Raw genomic sequence first — 21,767 nt, 5'->3', positions numbered from 1 at the left:
AAAAATATACTAATTTTATAGAGTAATGAATTATAAGCAGACATATATCATTTCTGAACAGACAATCACCTTGTTTGTTGCTGCTATCATTATTACCACTACAACAACCCTGTAAGGGGGTTAATCATTCAATATTATACCATGGGCTTCTAGCTGTTTTTTCAGAAACGGCTCCTGATTTCTTTATTTATTTCAAATTATATTATGAAGGTTTTAAAATTTGGGGGTAGCTCAGTAGCTAATGCTGAGAATATTCAAAAAGTAATTGATATTATTTTGTCACAAAAAGATAACCATGCTATTGCAGTTGTTGTTTCTGCAATGGGTGGTGTAACAGACAGACTTCTTAAGATAGCGTCGCTGGCTGCATCAGCCGATGATACCTATAAAACGGAATTAGAAGAGCTTGAACAGAAACATCTTACGGCAGTCAGGTCTTTACTTCCTATTCAACAACAGAGTGCAACTTTAAGTCTGGTAAAGCAACATTGTAATGAATTGGAAAGTATTTGTGATGGTGTTTATTTGCTAAAAGAGCTCTCTTTACGTACACAGGATAAAATAGTAAGTTTTGGTGAGCTTTTATCCTCCCGTATCATTGCTGCTAAACTCGAATCATTGGGTGTACAACAACAATGGGTTGATTCAAGGGATCTGATTGTGACCAATTCTAATCATTCCAATGCGGCTGTTGATTTTGCTATTACAAACGAGAGAATCAGCACCTGGTTTAAGGCAAATCCATCAACATACTATCTGATACCTGGTTTTATAGCCGCTAACCTGGCTGGTCATACGACTACACTTGGCAGGGGTGGTTCAGACTATACAGGTTCTATATATGCAGCTGCACTGGGAGTATCTGCATTGGAAATCTGGACAGATGTAAGCGGTATGATGACAGCAGACCCCCGTCTCGTAACCAATGCAAAACCCATTGAGCATATTTCATACCAGGAAGCCATGGAGCTTTCTCATTTTGGGGCTAAGATTATTTACCCTCCTACCATACTGCCGGTAATGCTGAAAAAAATACCGGTGTGGATTAAAAATACATTTGAACCGACGGCAAAAGGAACACTTATTGAGAGTCATACAGAAGGAGCGAATGATTTTATAAGAGGCATCTCAAGTATTACCGGAATCAGTTTGTTAAGTCTGGAAGGCAGTGGTATGGTGGGTATACCGGGTTTTTCAAAGCGCTTATTTGAAGCTTTGGCAAATGAACAGGTGAATGTAATATTGATTACCCAGAGTTCATCAGAGCATTCTATATGTGTAGGCATCAATGAAGCAGATACACTAAAGGCAAAACGGGTAGTTGATTATGCATTCAGTTATGAAATTCAAACTGGAAAAGTAGACCCCTTGGTTGTTGAAACCAATCTTACCATCGTTGCACTGGTAGGAGAACAAATGAAAAGCCACCCTGGTGTAAGTGGTAAGATGTTTGGGTCACTTGGGAGAAACGGTATCAATATCAGGGCTATTGCACAGGGTTCATCCGAAAAAAATATATCTGCTGTTATAGCGACAAAAGACGTTAAAAAAGCGATTAATGTACTACATGAAGTTTTTTTTGAAACCAGCTATAAACAGCTGAATGTATTTATTGCAGGTGCCGGTAATGTAGGGAGCAAGCTTCTCGCACAGATACAGCAACAGCAATTATTTCTGCAGAACCAGTTAAATCTGCAGGTAAGGGTTGTGGGTATAGCGAACAGTAAGAAAGCCCTTTTAGCTGATCAGGGTATATTGCTAGATGAATGGCAATCACTTCTCGCATCTGCATCAGTTTCAGGTATTGATGAATTTGTTGCACAGATACAGGAAAAAAATCTTCGGAATAGTGTATTTGTAGATGTTACTGCTAACGAAGGTGTAGCAAAAGTATATGGGAGGCTACTGGAAAAAAGTATTTCTGTTGTGGCATGTAATAAAATTGCCTGTTCATCTGCTTATGATGAATATCAGCAGCTAAAATCACTCGCCAGAGAATATAATGCACTTTTTCTTTTTGAAACCAATGTAGGCGCAGGATTACCCGTGATAGGTACACTCAACGATCTTCTTCGGAGTGGTGATAAAGTGAATAAGATAAAAGCTGTTTTATCAGGTACACTGAATTATGTTTTTAATCATTATGATGGATCGAAACCGTTTGCTGAGGTAGTAAGACAGGCACAGACCGAAGGGTATACAGAGCCAGATCCACGACTTGATTTAGGGGGTACGGATGTAATGCGTAAAATTATGATCCTTGCCAGAGAAGCCGGGCAGCAAATGGAGATGGAGCAGATTGAAAACAGGTATTTTCTGCCGCAATCCTGTTTTGAAGGATCAGTAGAACATTTTTATACAGAAATGGCTAAGCAGGAACCTCATTTTAAAGCTCTTTTTGATAAAGCTTCAGCTGAAGGTGCCAAATTAAAATTTGTAGCTACTTATGAGAATGGAAGGGCATCTGTAGGATTAGAACATATACTGCCAAGCTCAGATTTCTATCATTTATATGGTAAGGATAATCTTGTTTTGTTTTATACCGACAGGTATCCTGAGCAGCCATTGGTGATAAAGGGAGCCGGGGCAGGCGCTGATGTTACAGCCTCAGGCGTATTTGCTGATATTATTCGTGTAGCGAGAATCTAATCATATGGTAACAGAAAAAATAATAAAAGTACATGCACCAGCTACTGTAGCCAATATGGTATGTGGTTTTGATATACTCGGTTTTGCCGTAAAAGAGCCATACGATGAAATGTGGATTCGCTTAACCGAACAACCGGGTATAACAATCATTAATAAAGATGATTACCAGTTGCCTGCAGAACCTGAAAAAAATGTAGCTGGAGCTGCTTTGCTGGCCATGCTTGAAGAATTAACGCAACCTGTAGGATTTGAGCTAACGATTCGTAAGCATATAAAACCTGGTAGTGGTGTGGGATCGAGTGCCGCCAGTTCTGCAGGGGCTGTTGTTGCTGCCAATACCCTGCTGAATGGTGTATTCAGTAAAGAAGATCTGGTACGTTTTGCAATGAATGGAGAAAAGCTGGCATCGGGTGTGAAACATGCAGATAATATTGCACCCTGTATTTACGGAGGAGTAACATTGATCCGGTCCATTCATCCGTTAGATATTGTTGCACTCACAGCTCCACCATTATTTGTTACGATCGTTCATCCACAGATAGAAGTACGAACCGCAGATGCAAGAAGTATTTTAAAAAAACAGGTTTACCTGAAAGATGCCATAAAGCAATGGGGTAATATAGCTGGCCTTGTAAGTGGGTTACTGCAAAGTGATTATGCGTTGATAGGACGTTCACTGGAAGATGTATTAATAGAGCCCGTAAGAAGTATACTGATTCCCGGTTTTAATACAGTGAAACAGAAAAGCAGGGAAGCAGGTGCATTGGGAGGGGGCATATCTGGTTCGGGGCCATCCATTTTTATGTTGAGTAAAGATGAAGCAACAGCCATAGCAGTAGAGAAAGTGATGCAGGATGAATACCAACAGCTGGGTTTGGATCACCATACTTATGTAACTACTATACATTCATCAGGAGTTGAAATCATAAAAGCCTAAATAAATTTCATGTATTATTATAGTTTAAACAGGCAATCGCCTGATGTGGATTTCAAAGAGGCAACCATTCGTGGACAGGCACCGGATAAGGGTTTGTATTTTCCTGTACAATTGCCAAAGCTTAGCCAATCGTTTATTAACCAACTGGGAAAGATGAATAAAAATGAACTGGCTTATGAAATTATGCAACCCTATGTAGGTAATACTATTGAAAAAAAAGCTTTAAGACAGATTGTTGAAGAAGCTGTCGATTTTTCCTTCCCGCTTGTACACATAAATGATCAGGTATCTGCATTGGAACTGTTTCATGGCCCAACACTTGCATTTAAGGATGTTGGGGCTCGCTTTATGAGTCGTTGTCTCGGTTATTTTTCAAAAGATCAGCATAAAAAAAACACGGTACTGGTAGCTACTTCCGGTGATACAGGCGGAGCTGTAGCAAATGGTTTTCTTGGTGTAGAAGCAGTAGAGGTTATCATACTCTACCCATCTGGGAAAGTGAGCCCTGTTCAGGAACTGCAACTCACCACCTGTGGGCAAAATATTACTGCACTTGAGATAAAAGGAAGTTTTGATGATTGTCAGGCAATGGTGAAAGATGCTTTTATGGATACTGACCTACAGCAACGACTTCAGCTAACTTCGGCCAACTCAATTAATGTGGCCCGGTGGTTGCCACAACAGTTGTATTATTTTTTCGCATGGCAGCAATGGTCAGATAAAGAACATCCACCTGTGATATCTGTGCCTAGTGGTAACTTTGGTAATATTTGTGCAGGCTTACTGGCGCGATATGCAGGGCTGCCTGTAAAGTCGTTTATAGCAGCCTGTAATATAAATGATACAGTAACGCAGTATCTCAAAACAGGCATACATACAGCAAGGCCAACTGTTCCAACTTTATCCAATGCGATGGATGTTGGTAATCCGAGTAATCTTATCAGGATTATGGAGTTGTTTGAAAAAGAAGGGCTTGCTGTAAGTACAGTATTGAAAAGCGCCGCTGTTACCGATGAAGAAACCCTGCAATGTATAAATCAGGTTTATAAGGCGTATGGTTATTTAATGGATCCTCATGGCGCAGTCGCCTATAAGGCACTGGAGAAAACACTACCAGATGATAGTAAAGGCATTATTCTTGAAACTGCTCATCCCATTAAATTTCCAGATACAGTGAAAACAGCTACCGGACAGGAGCCGGAAATACCTGATGCAATTCTGCCATTATTTTCTGCAAAAAAGAAATCGCTTGTAATGGAAGCCTCTTTTGCATCGCTGAAAGAATGGTTACTCAATAAGTAGTCAGACTGTTTTTTTATTGAAATAAATAATAAAACTAGTGCCTTTGTCGATTTCACTTTCTGCAGTAATAGAACCACCCATGGCTTCAACCTGTGTTTTTGTGATAAAAAGCCCTACACCTTTGGCTTCTTCATGCCGGTGAAAGGTTTTATTCAATCCAAATAGCTTATCACTGTGCCTGTTCATATCAATACCAAGACCATTGTCTTTGAATCTGAGTATTAAAATGCCATTTTCAAACAGGGTTTCAGCGAAAATAACAGGTGTTCGCAAGGGAGATCTGTATTTGAGTGAATTGGAAAGCAGATTCTGTAAAATACTCTCCAGGTATAATCTTGGGTATTCTATGGCAGGTGCTTTCGTAAAATTATAACTGACAACAGCTTCTGTCTCTATAATTTTTCCGATCATACTTTCTTTAACTTTCTTAAAAATATCTTCAAATAAAAGTGTTTCTCTTTTTTTGCCAGTGTCTTCCTGAATTTTTAAAGCATCTACCAGTTCATTAAGTGTTTCTGATAAATTATGTATTACCGTTTCAAACTTTTCGAATAAAATAGCTTTTTCTTCAGGAGTCTGACTCTCTTTGTACAACCACAATAAAGAATTAAGATTGCTAACGGGTGAGCGAAGATTATGGGAAGTGATATGCGCAAAATTGAGTAACTGCTGATTTTTTTGCTGTAACTGCAATGAAAGTATCTCCTGCTCTGTTCTTGATTTCATTACTTCTGTAAAATCGGTGGCCACTCCGCAAATGGCAAAAACAGTTGATTGCTCATCCATCAAAGGAAATTTATTGGTAAGCATCGTTTTTGTAATACCTCTGACAGTGATAGACAATTCTGCAGTATTGGCCTCTTTAGAAGTAATAATGGCGGCTTCGTTACTGATAAGTCTAGCGGCTGTTTCTTCAGGGAAAATATCGAATGCTGTTTTACCTATAATTTGCTCTTCTGTCAAACCAAAATCATTTGTGAAACGTTTGTTTACCAATATGTATTTGCCGTTAGTATCTTTTAGAAAAATTGCAGCAGACGTATTATTTATAATACCTTTTAATAATTGCTCGCTTTTCCATAATTCGTGAGTTCTTTCTTCTACAATCTTTTCCAGGTTTTTGTTGAGATTCAATAATTGATCTTCAGCAATATTCTTTTTAATATTAATCCTGTTTAACTGACGTGCAGATATTGATATCAATAATAGTCCTACAAGTATAAATGAAGTAGCAAATAAAGCAATTCCGAATTCTACACTTATGAGTCCGGTGCGATGTAAATAAATCCTGATAATGCTAAGGAGCATAACGGCCACAGTAAGTGTTGGAAACAATTGTCTGGCCATGATACTACCCACACCTTTTCCGTTTAGCAACCCTGTAATGCCTAATTGTTTATTCAGCAACGAAGCTGCCACAGAACTAAGTAAAAACGCAATCGCCGTATGAATAGCCATAGAGCCAAGAGCCGAAAGCTTATAAAAAATTGGCACGCCTAACAGGTAGCCAATAATGGCAATAAATGCAACCAGGGAAACTGTATGAAAAAGGTATTGCCCAATCAGATTCATTTTTTTTGTTGGGGCACTAATCAGTAAAAAACCAGTGCCTAGTAAAAAAAATGAAATAGATGAACCTTGGGCCATTCTACCCGGGGCGAACGAGCCATCGTCTGATACATAATAATCTTTGATAAATAGCTCATCAATACCTCCATTATAGTGCAAGATGGATTGCAGAAAAGTATATGCGCCTGCGAATAAAAGAATCAGACTGAATAGGATGCTGGTTATTTTCCATTGGTCCTCAGCCAGCGAAAGCAGAATCAAACCTGTAAATACAAAAAGAATCGCTGTATTGAATTTCATGCTTACATAAGCAGGTACAATAGTGGTAAATAACTGGATTTTAAAAATCCATCCCATTATAACAATTATGCCAAGTCCGATTACAAAGACCGAGGTTAACCTGATATATTTTCTATTGGTTTCCTGATTCATGAAATAGGATGGCTATAGTGATAAGCTTTTTAAAGGTAAAAAATTAAAAGTAGAGTAAGAAGTCTAAATATGTTGACTAAACCCATTAAACATAGCTTAAGATCATAATGAGAGGGCAGATAAATTTTATCAGGGCTGTAAGGCTTAGGTATCAGGATCGTCAATTGTATCTAAACCTGCTATTATACACAACGTTAAAATAAAAAGCTATGAAACTTCAACATTTATGCTTGGTCATCTGCATTTTCTTTACCAGTTATGCTGTCGGTCAGGGTGCGGCTGAAAGAAAGAAGCACTTTAATCTTTCAGAAAGCGGATTGGCAATACAGGGGTATGACCCGGTAGCCTATTTTATGCAGAAAAGGGCTGTAAAGGGCAAAAAAGAATTTGCATTAGTACATCAGGGAATTACCTATTACTTCTCTGTTGCAGAGCATAAGGAACTTTTCCAGAAAAATCCATCCGTTTATGAGCCGGAATATGGAGGTTGGTGTGCTTATGCAATGGGTGCAAAAGGAGAAAAAGTGGATATTGACCCAGAAACGTTTAAAATAGTGAATAATAAGCTCTATCTCTTTTATAACCGGTTTTTCAACAACACCTTAAAAGACTGGAATAAAGATGAAGCTGCATTAAAGCAAAAAGCCGATTTATCCTGGAAAAAAATTATTCAATAGTTAATATACAAATTATGAAAAAGCCATCATCTGCTATTTTTCTCTGGATATTGAGAATCATCGCTTCCCTTATTATGCTGCAGACACTGTATTATAAATTTTCAGGTTCTGCGGAATCTGTTTATATTTTTTCGCAAATGAATATGGAGCCATGGGGAAGGTACGCTACTGGTATAGCTGAATTAGTAGCATCCCTATTAATCTTGTATAAGCCAACCACACCGTTCGGAGCTTTTTTTGCTGCAGGAATTATGAGTGGTGCACTACTTTCTCATGTATTTGTTTTGGGAATAGAAGTAATGGGTGATCATGGATTATTGTTCCTATATGCACTGATAGTATGGGTAGCTGCTATATTGTTACTATGGATCGAGAAGGAAAAGCTATTCAACAGTATAAAAAAATTAACTTCCCGAAGAACTTAATAGCTTCAAAAGGGCATCATAGGATCTTATTGTCGGTCAGTCTATAACATATGTCGGCGAAAAAGCTGTGGATATTGATACCTGATAATTTTTAGGGATATAAAAAAAGTAAGTTATTTTCACTTAAATAAGCGGTTTTTCAATCGGAACCCCAAACCTGTAGATAAAGTAATACGTAAATTAGAATTCATTAGGTTCCGGTTATAAAAAGTAAAGAACCCAATCATATGCAAATTGCTCAAGCTATTCGAAATGTGTTTGTACAGTTACATGAAACACTGGATAAACTCACACCTGAACAATATACAGCCTGTAGTAAGTCATTGTTTAATGCCACCATTGGACAGCATGTTCGGCATATTGTAGAGCTTTTTCAATGTCTGGAACAAGGATATGAAACAGGAACTGTAAACTACGAAAGAAGAAAAAGGGATAAACAAATAGAAACAGATAAAAATCTGGCGATTCGTTTATTGCATCAGATCAGTGGTGATCTGTTGCGTGCAGATAAAAAAATACAGCTTGAAATGAGTTATGATGATGTTTCAAATGAAACCATAACTGTTGAGAGTAATTATTACAGGGAGGTGGTTTATAATCTGGAGCATACAGTTCATCATATGGCCCTGATAAGGGTAGGGGTTGCAGAATTGTCGGATATTCAGCTCCCGGAAGGATTTGGTGTTGCAAGTTCTACCATAAAACACAGGGAAAAATGTGTACAGTAACCTTTCTTCCCTTAGGTGATAAAGTATTACTTACATCTAATCGTGATGAAAAAGTTATACGGAAAAGGGCAATCCTGCCTTCTATTGCCAGGTATGGCGAAACACAAATTTTATTTCCAAAAGATGCACAGGCGGGTGGTACCTGGATAGGTGTTTCTGAAAAAGGAACAGCCATGGTACTATTAAATGGTGGATTTATAAAGCATGAGCCTGCAGCAGCATATAGAAGGAGTCGTGGTTTGATTTTCCTTGATATTCTGTCACAGACCAGTGCTTTTGCTGCTTTCAAAAAAATAAATCTCATTGGCATCGAGCCTTTTACACTCATTATCTGGGAAAACGCAAGCTTACATGAATGCAGGTGGAGCGGAGAAGAAAAATACATAAGAGAGATGGATACCACACAGCCGCATATCTGGTCATCGGTTACCTTGTATGCACCAGATATCATTCAAAAAAGAGAGCATTGGTTCAGGAACTGGTTAATCCGGTATCCTCAACCTTCTGTAACAGACATACGTAATTTTCATTTGTTTGGTGGAGAAGGTGATTGCGAAAATGATATTTGCATGAACAGAGATAATACCATGGCTACTGTAAGCGTAACCAGTATTGAATGTGAAAGTAGCCAGGCTATTATGCTATATGAAGACCTTATTAATCAGGAACAAAACGAAGAAAGGCTGGCATTTGTTCAGCAATATCCGGTTGCCTAATTTCCATGTATGCACTTTTTTAAAAAGCTTAGTTATCATCCGCTTCTGATAAAAATATTTCATTGGGAATACTGGCCTTTTGCTGTATTGTATGCACCACTTTATCCTTATTGGTTCTGGTTATGTTTAAAAGCAAGGGCTTTTTTCTATGTAAATGCAGCCAATCCTGGTATTCGTAACGGAGGATTTCTGATGGAAAGTAAGAAAGAAATCTATGATCTTTTACCCGAAAACTCATATCCTGAAACCCTGTTTTTTGAAGCAGGCACATCAGCTATTCAGGTACTGGAGAAGGTAAGATCGAAAGCCGTTTCATATCCCCTAATTGGAAAACCTGATATTGGTATGCGGGGAATGAGTGTTCAGAAACTCGAGAATGATCAGGACCTGCTGGCTTATGCAAGAAAAAGCAAAGTGGATTTTCTGATACAGGCATACATACCCTATGAAAATGAACTGGGTATTTTTTATTATCGACTACCCAATGAGACACATGGACGTATTACAGGTATAGTTGGAAAGGAATTCTTAACCGTAATTGGAGACGGAACATCTACCATTGAAGAATTATTACAACAGAATCAAAGATTTCTGCTGCAACTGCCGGTATTGAGAAAGAATATACCTGAAGAACTAACACTTGTTTTGCAAAAAGAAGAGCGGAAACTACTGGTACCTTATGGTAATCATGCCAGAGGTGCTAAGTTTATCGATGTAACCTATTTAGCCGATGAGAAACTAAATACGATGGTAGACGAGCTCGCCAAACAAATCAAAGGTTTCTTTTATGGTAGAATGGATGTGAGATACCATACCATTGAAGAATTACGCGCAGGAAAAAATTTTTCTATTATAGAACTCAATGGTTCAGGAAGTGAACCCACACACATGTACGATCCCCGTCATTCTGTTTTTTTTGCATGGAAAGAAATCACCCGTCATTGGGCTATCATGTATACAATCAGTAAACAGAATCATGAGGCCGGAGTACCTTATATGAGCAGACAGGAAGGTCTGGCCATGTTGAAAGCCAATACCCAACTCGTTAAAGATATTTCCTGAAAATTTGTATAAGGTTAGTCAATATTTGCCATTTGTAAGTACCGCTGATGTGTTAATTTGCGGGCATAAATTTTTAAGGAAATATGTTACATACAGCAAAAGCTTTTCTCTTCGATCTGAATGGTACCATGATCGATGATATGCATTATCATAAACAGGTATGGTACGATATTCTAACCAAAGATTTAGGAGCAAACCTAAGCTGGGAGGAAGTAGCTTCTCATATGTATGGAAAGAATGTTGAACTGCTGATCAGAATATTTGGCCCTGACCATTTTACCCCTCAGCAAATGGATGAAATGTCTGTTGCAAAGGAAAAGAGATATCAGGAACTGTATAAACCACATCTTAAGGGCTTACCCGGTCTGGAAACCTTTCTGGAAGAAGCAAAGCAGAAAGGGATCAAAATGGGTATTGGTTCAGCCGCCATTTTGTTTAATATCGATTTTGCTATTGACGGACTCGCCATCAGACATTATTTTGATTCAATTGTTGGCGCAGAAAATGTAAAAGATAGCAAGCCGGATCCTGAAACCTACCTAAAAGGAGCGGCAGAGTTGGGCTGTGCTCCTGCTGACTGTATTGTTTTCGAAGATGCACCCAAGGGGGTGGAAGCGGCGCTGAATGCCGGCATGAAGGCTGTTGTATTAACCACCATGCATACAGCAGACGAATTCAGCCAATACCCAAATATCATCACTTACGCAAAAGATTATACCACATTATTACCCTTACTCGGTTAACCCTCAAATGGTAAACCCAGTATAAAATCTACTATCTGCCATTTTCTTTTTTCCATTATCGTTATAGACAATAAGCAGGATAAGGTTTGATAGTCTGGTGATAAAAGAAGGGAACAAACTGAAATAATTAAGGGGGCTCTTAGGCCCCCTTAATTATTTATGAAAGTATTATTTATTACCAGAATCTTACATAGAGTGCAGTCAGTAGTAATAAAGTAATGATGATTAACACCAGTACAGAGTTACTTACTTTGAACATACCCTTTTCAAATACAAAAGATTTTGGATTTACTTTAGGTCCACCTAGGCTAATCAGTATCATTACTACCATAGTAAAGAAGAATGACCAACCCATATTAATCAGGAATGGGATTTCATAGCCACCTTTTCCATTTGGATAGGCAGTATACAAAATGGTTTCATGACCCAGTAATGCGGGTGCATAGTTGTTAAAGAATACGGAGAGAACGAAACCGCAGATCACACCTGCAATGGCAGCTGCTCCTGTTGTTCGCTTCCAGAACATACCTAAAATAAACATGGCAAATACACCCGGGCTGATAAAGCCCGTATATTTCTGGATAAAGGTAAATCCGCCTTCACCACCGATGCCTAATGTGTCGTTCCAGGTAAATAATACACTTACGATCATGGCGATGAAAATTGTTAACCTTCCTGTCCAAACCAGTTTCTTTTCATCAGCACCGGGCTTCAGGTATTTCTTATAAATATCCAGGGTGAAAATGGTAGAAATACTATTGGCTTTACCTGCCAGTGAAGCAACAATGGCTGCTGTTAATGCAGCAATGGATAAACCTTTCAGGCCACTTGGTAGAAAACTGAGAATGGCAGAATAAGCCCCATCCTTGCTACCGCCTTCCAATTGAGGGAGGTGACCATTTTTATATAACACATAAGCGGCGATACCTGGTAACATTACAATCACAGGCATCATTAATTTTAATAACCCCGCAAAGAGAATACCCGTTCTGGCAGTTTGCAGATTGGCACCCAATGCTCTTTGTGTAATGTACTGGTTGCAACCCCAATAGTTCAGGTTTACGATCCACTGGCCTGCGAAATACATAGCAATACCGGGCAACACGAGGTATTTGTTGATCTGTTCCTGTGTGGCATCGGGACCGGGTTTTTCAAGAATCATGTGGAAATGATCTGGTGCTTCTTTGAGTAAAGTGTTAAAGCCAGCGATCACATCTTTGCCGAATCCAAATTTTTCACTCACAATCAATAAAGCCATATACGTTGTAGCCAAACCACCTATAATTAATACGGCAACCTGTATAACATCCGTATAACCAATTACTTTCATGCCACCTAGTGTAATAATCAGTGCAAAAACAGCCAGTAATACCATGATAAGATGCAGGTATTCGCCACCCACCAAACCATTGATCGCAACAGCACCCAGGTATAGGATAGAGGTAAGGTTTACAAAGACATACAGGAAGAGCCAGAATACAGCCATGATTAATGCAACCGTTTCATTGTAACGGTTGGTAAGAAACTGGGGCATGGTGAAGATCTTATTCTTCAGGTAGATTGGCATAAACCAGATAGCGATTATAATGAGTGCCAGTGCGGCAATCCATTCATAAGCGGCAACAGCTGTACCTACAAAAAATCCCTCACCACTCATACCAATAAATTGTTCAGCAGAGATATTAGAAGCGATAAGTGAAGCACCAATAGCCCACCATGTCAATGATCCTTCAGCAAGAAAGAAATCTTTGGTGTCGATGGTCGTTTTCTTTTTTTTGAGGTAGATCCAGTAACCATACCCGGCTACAATGATGAAATAAAAAAGAAAGACAATAATGTCAATAGTGGCAAGTCCTTTCATTAGTTAGTGGTTTAGGTATGCGTAATTTCGCTTTTTATTGATAAAATTTATCATTCCAGCGCAATTCATTTTTAAATTGATACATTTTGGTGTTGTTGTTGATGCAAACAAACTCAATACCAGCCATGGCTGCGAAATCTTCCATCTGTTCAGATGTAATATTCTGTGAATAACAGGTATGGTGGGCGCCACCGGCCAGTATCCATGCAGCACAACCATTTTGCATATCCGGATAAGGTTTCCATAAAACCCTTGCCACAGGCAGCTTTGGCAAACTACTGATGGGGGCAACAGCCATTACATCATTCACCAGTAAGCGGAAACGGTTACCCATATCTACAATAGAGGCATTGATAGCAGGGCCCGATCCGGAATTAAATACCAATCTAACTGGATCGGCCTTACCGCCAATCCCCAGTGGGTGAATTTCGCAGCTGGGCTTGCCATCGGCAATCGATTCACATATTTCGAGCATATGAGCACCGAGTACAAGTTTATTATCGGGATTAAAATGGTAGGTGTAATCTTCCATAAAAGAGTTGCCACCTTTTAGTCCGCTACCCATTACTTTCATGGCGCGAACGAGTGCCGCTGTTTTCCAGTCGCCTTCACCTGCAAATCCATAGCCTTTGGCCATCAGACGCTGTGCAGCAATGCCCGGTAACTGCTCAAGACCATGTAAGTCTTCAAATGTGGTAGTAAAACCTTTGAAATTACCCTGTTGCAAAAAGCGTTCAATACCCAGCTCAATTTTAGCAGCCGTTTGTAAGGAAGCATGTTGAGCACCGCCTTTTTGTAAGCTATCCATCAGGGTATACGATGCTATATATTCATCAACCAGTGCATTTATATCGCTGTCACTTACTTCATTCATTACCTGTACCAGATCACCAACACCATAGGTATTTACAGAGTAACCAAATTTAACTTCAGCTTCTACTTTATCACCTTCGGTAACCGCTACAAAGCGCATATTATCACCAAAACGAACAAAGCGGGCACCCTGCCAGTCGTGCCAGCCCGCAGCAGCACGTATCCATCCGTTTATTTTATCAATACACTCAGCATCGCTCCAATGACCTACCACAACTTTTCTATCTATGCGCATCCTGCTCATGATGAAGCCAAACTCTCGGTCGCCATGCGCACTCTGGTTCAGATTCATGAAGTCCATATCAATGGTTGCCCAGGGGATATCACGATTGAATTGGGTATGAAAATGGAGTAATGGCTTGCGTAAGATCTTTAAGCCGGCAATCCACATTTTAGCAGGAGAGAAAGTGTGCATCCAGGTAATAATGCCTATACAATTCGTTGCATTATTAGCTTCCTGACAAATGGCAAATATTTCCTCCGTAGATTTTACAGTGGGTTTATAAACGATTTGCACAGGCATACCCTGTGCTTTGTTCAGCGCATCTGCAATGACGGTTGAATTGGCAGCTACCTGCTTCAATGTTTCTTCGCCATATAAATGCTGGCTCCCTGTAACAAACCAAACTTCCAGTTGCTTCAGATTAATCATAGTGCTTGTCTTTGTTGATATAAATATTATTGACCGTAATAAGAATCAGGGCCGTGTTTTCTTTCAAAATGTTTTTTGATCAGTGCATCTTTCAGAACAGGGGCCTGCGGATTGATCTGTAGTGTGAGATAAGCCATTCTGGCTACTTCCTCAAGCACTGCTGCATTATAAACAGCTTTGTGCGCATTTTTACCCCAGGTAAATGGAGCATGGTTACCAACCAGCATCATTTCTGTTTCAACCGGATCCAAGGCTTTTTCTTTGAAACAGTTTAAAATCTGGAAACCGGTTTCTGTTTCATAGTCACCCTTAATCATTTCGTCACTCATAGGAGGTGCGCAGGGAATAAAAGCTGTGGTATGATCCGCATGCGTAGTACCAAATATGGGAATATCCCTTTGAGCCTGTGCCCAGGCCGTTGCATACGTTGAATGGGTATGAACAATGCTGCCTATTGAAGTCCAATGTTTATAGAGCACTGCATGGGTTTTGGTATCAGATGACGGACGTAATGCTCCTTCAATCACATTTGCATCAAAATCAACAATCACCATTTTTTCAGGACTCAGCTCTTCGTAAGGTACACCACTGGGTTTAATGGCAAAAACCTGGTTGGCTCTGTCAACTACACTTACATTACCAAACGTGAACAATACCAATCCCAGTTTGGGTAACTGCATATTGGCATCATATGCTTCTTTTTTTAGCTGATCATATTTAGACATACTATTCATTTAAAGTAGCAGATTCCTTATTGTTTAGGGGCTTTAGATTCTGTGTAAGCGCCAGCCTGCTGGTATTGTATATAACGTTGCTGATAATAAGGAACGATGGCTGCATCGGGCGTATATACGGCATCAAAGCCTTGTCCCATATGTTCCATAGCTTCTTCTACTTTTCCATATAAGCCGGCTGCTGTAGCCGCAAACATGGCAGCACCCAATGCACAGGTCTGTTCACTTTTATGAATGCGTATCGGCATATTCATAATGTTTGCCATTACCTGCATAATATAAGGTGAACGCTTTGCTACACCACCCAGTCCGATTAACCCTTTAACGGGTACCCCTTCGTTGATGAAGCGATCCACTATCATTTTAGCACCAAAACAGGTGGCTTCCACCAGCGATTTAAAAATAGCCGTGGCATCGGTCCCTAAATTTAAACCATGTAAGCTACCAGTTAAAAACTGGTTGGCATCTGGTGTTCTTCTGCCATTAAACCAGTCAATGGCCAGTTCGTCATCCAACTGTAAAGGGAGTTTAGCGGCTTCTGCTGAAAGATAAGGTATGAGTTTGTCGGATAATTCTTTATCCAGTTCTGCGGCTGTTGTTTCGTCCAGTATGTTAGATGCTTTTATTAGTTGTCTTACCGGTCTTACAATCATTTCCCGAAACCATGCATAAGTATCGCCAAATGCCGACTGACCTGCTTCCAGACCCAGCATGCCTGGAATAACAGAACCATTTACCTGACCGCAGATGCCCTTCACTGTTTTGTCGCCCAGGTCGGTCTGTGGGGCTACCAGTATATCACAGGTGGATGTTCCCATTACTTTACTGAGATGGTATGGCTCAATTTGTCCGCCAACAGCACCCATATGTGCATCAAATGCGCCTACAGCAACTACCACAGAATTTGGTAAGCCCAGCTTTTGGGCCCATTCAGGTGAAAGCGTACCTGCCGACTGATCAGAGGTATAGGTTTGCTTACCCAGCGAATCCGTAAATCCGTTTAACAGCGGATCGAGTTGTGTAAAGAAATCGTTTGGCGGATAGCCATCGAAAGCCTCAGCCCACAAACCTTTATGACCTGCTGCACAAACACTTCTCTTAAGATCTGCAATATTTTTTCCGCCCGTTAACAGGAAGGGAATCCAGTCGCAGTGTTCTACCCATGACACACAGGCTTCTCTAACGGCTTTGTCTGTTCTAAGAATATGCAGCAATTTAGCCCAGAACCATTCTGATGAATAAATACCTCCTACAAACTGTAAATAGTTGGTATCGAATTTAGTTGCATGCAGGTTTATTTCGGCGGCTTCCTGAACACTGGTATGATCTTTCCATAAAACAAACATGGCATTTGGGTTCTCTGCAAATGCAGGATTCAATGCCAGCGGTTGGCCCGCTGCATCTACTGCCACCGGTGTAGAACCTGTGGTATCAATACCAATAGCCCGAACATTTTCAGCAACAGCCAGACCTGCTTTTTGTAAACAATCTGTGATGGTTGCTGTAAGTCCTTCTACATAATCAAGCGGATGTTGTCTGAACTGACTTTCAGCAGCGTTACAATACAATCCTTTTTTCCAGCGGCTGTAATAGTGTACAGATGAGGCGATCTCTTCTCCTGAAGTAGTATTTACAATGATCGAACGAACAGAGTCTGTTCCATAATCTACCCCAATAACGTAGTTGTTTTTTTTCATTAGCAAGCAATATGCGTTCTGTAATTCGTGTCAAATTAACACTTAAAAATTGAAAACAAAAAAAACAGGAAGAAATTTTCCTGTTATTTTAAGTTTCCAGGGTTTGGAATGAGGTTCAGGAAGGCATGGAAGTTAGCTGCATAGCGTCTTTTATCGAGTTTGTAGTAAAAGGCACCCTTTTTTGAGCTCTCCTTGTCTTTGTCTTTTTGTTTTACCAGCAGTTTGGTAGACTGAAGTTTGCGACTGAAATTTCGTTTGTCAAACTGATAATCAAAAATGCCTTCATACAGGCTCTGGAGCTGTGGCAGCGTGAATTTTTCAGGTAAGAGTTCAAATAAGATTGGGTGGAAAGCGGCTTTATAACGGAGCTTTTCCTTGGCCATATCCACCATTTGCTGGTGGTCGAAAATGAGTTTGGGCGTATCTTTTATCGGAAACCATTCTGCATGATAATCTTCATTCAACTGTTTCTCATACTTATGTATATCGATGAGTGCAAAATAGGCAACAGAAACGGTTCGTTCAATGGGGTCACGGTTTACATCGCCAAAGGCATAGAGTTGCTCCATATACACGCCTTCCAGACCTGTAAGCTCATTCAGAATACGTGCAGAACCTTCTACAAAGTCCTCGTCTTTCTGAATAAAGCCCCCCATCAGGCTCCATTTACCTTTTTCATGTTCAAGGCCGCGCTGAACCAGCAAGAGCTTCAGTTCGCTGCCATCAAAGCCAAAGATGATACAATCTATGGCAACCAATATACGTGTCTGTTTATGATACCTGACCATAAGAATAAACTATCTCAAAAGCTTGAGAGATGGGTTTTCTAAATCACAAATCTCTGCATTAAATATAAGTAATCCGTAAAAAATAATAAGTGTTTTTTTTACAATTAATATTTTTTTTCTAATTTGGGACGGCCCGGATAGAAATATTCGATATTTATACCGATTGCAAAACCACATCAGCATCATATGAAAAAGCTACATTTTTTAGCCGTAATCACAGTCCTCACACTCTTTGTACAATGTACTTCCAGGCCTGCAGATACAACAGAACCATCAGCTGCAGTAATTGATACAACTGCATTAAAGGCAGCCTATGAAGCTACTGTAAATGAGAAGCAGGTACACCTGTATATACTGAGAAATGCATCCGGTGTTGAGGCTGCTATTACCAATTATGGTGGCAGGGTAGTGGCATTGGTGGTGCCTGATAAAAACGGTGTCATGACCGACATCACATTGGGATATGATAGCCTGAACCATTACCGTAACCGAAGCGAAACCTATTTTGGTGCATTGATTGGCCGTTATGGTAACAGAATCGCTAAAGCTAAATTTTCATTGAATGGTAAAACCTATCAACTGTCAGCCAATAATGGTGTGAACAGCCTGCATGGCGGACCCATGGGTTTTCATAACCAGGTATGGGATGCTGTTCAGAAAGATGGCCATACTCTCGAATTGAGTTATACTTCAAAAGATGGTGAAGAAGGTTATCCTGGTAACCTCACTGTTAAGGTGATCTATACATTAACCGATGCCAATGAATTGAAGATTGATTATGAAGCAACTACGGATCAACCTACTGTAGTAAATCTTACCAATCATGCCTATTTCAACCTGAATGGACAGGGTGATACTACCATTACCGATCATATGCTTACCATTAATGCGTCTAAATATTCAGCTGTTGACTCAACATTGATTCCGGCAGGGGATCCTGTTACGGTAGAAGGTACACCTTTCGATTTCAGAACAGCCAAACAAATCGGGAAAGAGATTAATGCAGATCATGTGCAAATCAAAAACGGTCTGGGTTACGATCATAATTTTGTATTGGATAAAAAACAGGCAAATGGATTGGAGAAAGCTGCATCCGTATATTCTACAGTAACAGGTATTTTGATGGATGTATATACTACAGAGCCTGCCATTCAATTCTACAGCGGTAATTTTCTGGATGGTAAATTGATAGGTAAAAAGCAGAAAGCATATGGTCACCGTTCTGCATTCTGCCTTGAAACACAACATTATCCAGATGCGCCTAACCAGCTTTCATTCCCATCAACAACATTAGAGCCAGGGAAAAAATACCAGACAACAACCATTTATCAGTTTGGTGTTCAGAAATAACAAAATCGGCTCAGAATTGGTTAATATCTGAAAATGAAAAGCGTTAGCGCAGCAGTATTTTTATTGTGACTGAATTTCTTTTGAAAACAGTTAAACGCTGCATGACAACTGGCTTTTACCAATAAAGCCGTTAATAGATCAAAAATAAATTTTGGAAAAATGAGTAACTGCAAAAGTGTATTTTTTGCTGCAGGTATTTTATTGTCTGCATCTGTCCTGCAAGCGCAGGTTAAAGATTATCCTATTCAGCCCGTAACATTTAATCATGTACATGTACATGATCAGTTCTGGGCGCCACGCATTAATATCAATGCGGAAGTTACCATTCCGTACGTATTACAAAAAAGCAGAGAAACAGGTCGTGTAGATAATTTTCTGAAAGCAGCGGGTAAAATGCCGCCGGAAAAATTAACAGAATACCCATTTGATGATTCTGATATTTTTAAAGTGATTGAAGGTGCTTCTTATGCATTGCAGGTAAAACCCAATCCTGCACTGGATAAGTCAATCGACTCTTTAATTACTATCATTGGAGAAGCACAGGAGCCGGATGGTTATCTCTATACTTTCCGTACCATGAAGCCTGCAAAGCTGCATCCATGGATCAGTCCGAAACGCTGGGAGAAAGATCCTGATCTGAGTCATGAGTTGTACAATGCAGGTCATTTATATGAAGCTGCGGTAGCACACTATCTCTCTACCGGTAAAAAGAATCTGCTGAATATTGCCACCAAAAATGCAGACCTGATTGTAAAGGACTTTCTGTATGGCAAAGCTCCTTATTTTCCGGGGCACCAGGTAATTGAAACAGGCTTATCAAGATTGTATCGCGTAACCGGAAAGAAGGAATACCTGGACCTTGCAAAATATTTCCTCGATATCCGTGGAAATGGTCAGGTACGTGGTTCACAATACAGCCAGTCGCATAAGCCGGTGGTACAACAGAATGAAGCGGTTGGTCATGCAGTACGTGCCGCCTATATGTACACAGGTATGGCCGATGTGGCCGCACTCACCGGGGATGCTTCTTATATCAAAGCCATCGACAATATCTGGTCTGATGTGGTAACAAAAAAAATGTACCTCACCGGAGGTATCGGAGCAACCGGTGCGGGTGAAGCATTTGGTGCAGCTTACGAACTGCCCAATATGTCGGCCTACGCAGAAACCTGTGCCTCTATTGCGAATGTATACTGGAACATCAGAATGTTTTTATTGCATGGTGATGCCAAATACATAGATGTAATGGAACGTGTACTTTATAATGGCGTTTTGTCGGGTATTGCACAGGATGGTAAAAAATTCTTTTATCCCAATCCACTTGCATCTATGGGACAACATGCCCGTAGCGCCTGGTTTGGTTGTGCATGCTGTATATCAAACGTCACACGTTTTATGCCTTCGGTTCCTGGTTATGTGTATGCACAGGATCAGAATAATGTATACGTAAACCTCTTCATGACCAATGAAGCAGATGTTACATTGCCTGCCGGAAAAATAAAAATTTTACAGGAAACAGCTTATCCCTGGGAAGGTGGCGTAAAAATTGTGGTGAACCCGGAAAAGCAAATTCCTTTTGCTTTACGCGTGCGAATACCCGGATGGGCAAGACAGGAAGCAGTGCCAGGTGACTTATATCGTTTTGCGGATCAGAAAGTAACAAAAATTGAAATCAGTGTGAATGGTAAACCCGTAGCATATACACTTGAAAAAGGATATGCGGTGTTTAACCGTACATGGAAAAAAGGAGATGTAGTAAGTTTCACCCTCCCGATGGAAATAGAGAAAGTACTGGCGAATGAAAAAATAAAAGAAGACCAGGGCAAATTCGCCTTGCAAAGAGGTCCGATCGTATTCTGTCTGGAAGGCCCTGATCATGCGGATAAAGTCGTACAAAATATTGTGGTTCCTCAACAGGCATCATTAAAAGAATCTTACGACCCACAATTGCTGAATGGCGTGTTATTACTCAATGGTACTGGTAGTGCTACGACCAGACAACTGAATAGTGATGAGTTATCAAAAAAAGAACAGACTGTAAAAGCTATTCCTTATTACTCATGGAATAACCGTGGTTCGGGAGAAATGGTTGTCTGGATTCCTTATCAGGAATCGGCAGCACGTCCTAAGCCAGCTCCAACAATAGCTTCAAAAAGTAAAGTCAGCGGTTCTATCAATAATCCAAGGATGCTGAATGCCTTAAATGATCAGTTCGAGCCTTCTAGCTCAGAAGACAAATCGGCATTATACCTGCATTGGTGGCCCAAGAAAGATACAGAAGAGTGGATACAATACGATTTTGATCAGGAACAAACAGTGTCTGAATCAAAAGTATATTGGTACGATGATAGCCCGTTTGGCGGTTGCCGGATTCCTGCCTCATGGGAACTTTTATACAAGCAAGGTGATCAGTGGGTACCTGTACAGGCAACAGCCCCCTATGAAAATGCAAAAGATAAATACAATACAGTTCGTTTCACACCTGTAAAAACTACAGCGATACGAATGAAAATTCGTTTACCGAAAGATCATGCAACAGGTGTACATGAGTGGATCGTAAAATAAAAAAAAG

At 40.0% G+C, this 21,767-nt stretch carries 17 protein-coding genes; 11 read left to right on the top strand and 6 right to left on the bottom strand.

Going from position 1 to position 21,767, the window contains the following annotated elements; translation table 11 throughout:
- The first annotated feature begins 204 nt into the window (after positions 1-204).
- From thrA to thrC, 3 genes are read left to right on the top strand one after another with little or no spacing between them, the layout of a single operon-like run.
- Complete coding sequence (thrA, locus tag BC659_RS05355; RefSeq protein WP_133473636.1) at positions 205-2,649, top strand: bifunctional aspartate kinase/homoserine dehydrogenase I; 2,445 nt, start codon at positions 205-207, stop codon at positions 2,647-2,649.
- Positions 2,650-2,653: 4 nt separating this feature from the next.
- Entirely contained in the window at positions 2,654-3,586 is a 933-nt protein-coding gene (locus tag BC659_RS05350; RefSeq protein ID WP_133473635.1) for a homoserine kinase, read from the top strand.
- 9 nt (positions 3,587-3,595) lie between these two features.
- Positions 3,596-4,888: a threonine synthase gene (gene thrC / locus BC659_RS05345; RefSeq protein ID WP_133473634.1), complete on the top strand. Its 1,293-nt coding sequence runs from the start codon at positions 3,596-3,598 to the stop codon at positions 4,886-4,888.
- On the opposite strand, the gene BC659_RS05340 is transcribed toward thrC, so the two are convergent.
- A complete protein-coding gene (locus tag BC659_RS05340; protein WP_162847357.1) occupies positions 4,889-6,814 on the bottom strand; it encodes a PAS domain-containing sensor histidine kinase in 1,926 nt (641 codons plus the stop codon).
- Positions 6,815-7,098: 284 nt separating this feature from the next.
- Between BC659_RS05340 and BC659_RS05335 the strand changes: the two genes are divergently transcribed.
- From BC659_RS05335 to BC659_RS05310, 6 genes are all read left to right on the top strand, one after another.
- Positions 7,099-7,566, top strand: a complete 468-nt coding sequence (locus BC659_RS05335) for a YHS domain-containing (seleno)protein (RefSeq protein WP_133473632.1) — start codon at positions 7,099-7,101, stop codon at positions 7,564-7,566.
- Positions 7,567-7,580: 14 nt separating this feature from the next.
- The gene (locus BC659_RS05330; protein ID WP_133473631.1) at positions 7,581-7,991 is read left to right on the top strand and encodes a DoxX family membrane protein; all 411 of its coding nucleotides are present in this window, start codon (positions 7,581-7,583) and stop codon (positions 7,989-7,991) included.
- A 227-nt stretch (positions 7,992-8,218) separates the two neighbouring features.
- Positions 8,219-8,719 carry a DinB family protein gene (locus BC659_RS05325; RefSeq protein WP_133473630.1) on the top strand — a complete coding sequence of 167 codons (501 nt, stop codon included), beginning with the start codon at positions 8,219-8,221 and terminating at the stop codon, positions 8,717-8,719.
- Positions 8,707-9,435: an NRDE family protein gene (locus BC659_RS05320; protein WP_133473629.1), complete on the top strand. Its 729-nt coding sequence runs from the start codon at positions 8,707-8,709 to the stop codon at positions 9,433-9,435. Before BC659_RS05325 ends, BC659_RS05320 begins: the two co-directional genes overlap by 13 nt.
- Before the next feature lie 9 nt (positions 9,436-9,444).
- Positions 9,445-10,497: an ATP-grasp domain-containing protein gene (locus BC659_RS05315; protein ID WP_133473628.1), complete on the top strand. Its 1,053-nt coding sequence runs from the start codon at positions 9,445-9,447 to the stop codon at positions 10,495-10,497.
- Between the two features lie 83 nt (positions 10,498-10,580).
- Positions 10,581-11,240 carry an HAD family hydrolase gene (locus tag BC659_RS05310; protein WP_133473627.1) on the top strand — a complete coding sequence of 220 codons (660 nt, stop codon included), beginning with the start codon at positions 10,581-10,583 and terminating at the stop codon, positions 11,238-11,240.
- A 175-nt stretch (positions 11,241-11,415) separates the two neighbouring features.
- Here the strand turns inward: BC659_RS05310 and BC659_RS05305 are convergent, their stop codons facing one another.
- The 5 genes from BC659_RS05305 to BC659_RS05285 form a co-directional block, all read right to left on the bottom strand.
- Positions 11,416-13,101 carry a sodium:solute symporter family transporter gene (locus BC659_RS05305; protein WP_133473626.1) on the bottom strand — a complete coding sequence of 562 codons (1,686 nt, stop codon included), beginning with the start codon at positions 13,099-13,101 and terminating at the stop codon, positions 11,416-11,418.
- A 34-nt stretch (positions 13,102-13,135) separates the two neighbouring features.
- Positions 13,136-14,626, bottom strand: a complete 1,491-nt coding sequence (araA, locus tag BC659_RS05300; RefSeq protein ID WP_133473625.1) for an L-arabinose isomerase — start codon at positions 14,624-14,626, stop codon at positions 13,136-13,138.
- A gap of 26 nt (positions 14,627-14,652) precedes the next feature.
- Complete coding sequence (locus tag BC659_RS05295; protein WP_133473624.1) at positions 14,653-15,351, bottom strand: L-ribulose-5-phosphate 4-epimerase; 699 nt, start codon at positions 15,349-15,351, stop codon at positions 14,653-14,655.
- A 26-nt stretch (positions 15,352-15,377) separates the two neighbouring features.
- Positions 15,378-17,057 carry a ribulokinase gene (locus BC659_RS05290; protein WP_133473623.1) on the bottom strand — a complete coding sequence of 560 codons (1,680 nt, stop codon included), beginning with the start codon at positions 17,055-17,057 and terminating at the stop codon, positions 15,378-15,380.
- A gap of 83 nt (positions 17,058-17,140) precedes the next feature.
- Entirely contained in the window at positions 17,141-17,845 is a 705-nt protein-coding gene (locus tag BC659_RS05285) for an NUDIX hydrolase (RefSeq protein ID WP_133473622.1), read from the bottom strand.
- Positions 17,846-18,031: 186 nt separating this feature from the next.
- On the opposite strand from BC659_RS05285, the gene BC659_RS05280 reads away from it, so the two are divergent.
- Positions 18,032-19,195 carry an aldose epimerase family protein gene (locus BC659_RS05280; RefSeq protein WP_133473621.1) on the top strand — a complete coding sequence of 388 codons (1,164 nt, stop codon included), beginning with the start codon at positions 18,032-18,034 and terminating at the stop codon, positions 19,193-19,195.
- A 159-nt stretch (positions 19,196-19,354) separates the two neighbouring features.
- Positions 19,355-21,760, top strand: a complete 2,406-nt coding sequence (locus BC659_RS05275) for a glycoside hydrolase family 127 protein (RefSeq protein ID WP_133473620.1) — start codon at positions 19,355-19,357, stop codon at positions 21,758-21,760.
- Positions 21,761-21,767 lie beyond the last annotated feature (7 nt).

Source organism: Sediminibacterium goheungense, from assembly GCF_004361915.1.
GTDB lineage: Bacteria > Bacteroidota > Bacteroidia > Chitinophagales > Chitinophagaceae > Sediminibacterium > Sediminibacterium goheungense.
Note: the sequence above shows the minus strand (reverse complement) of the source record. Positions and strands in the feature narration are given on the sequence as shown.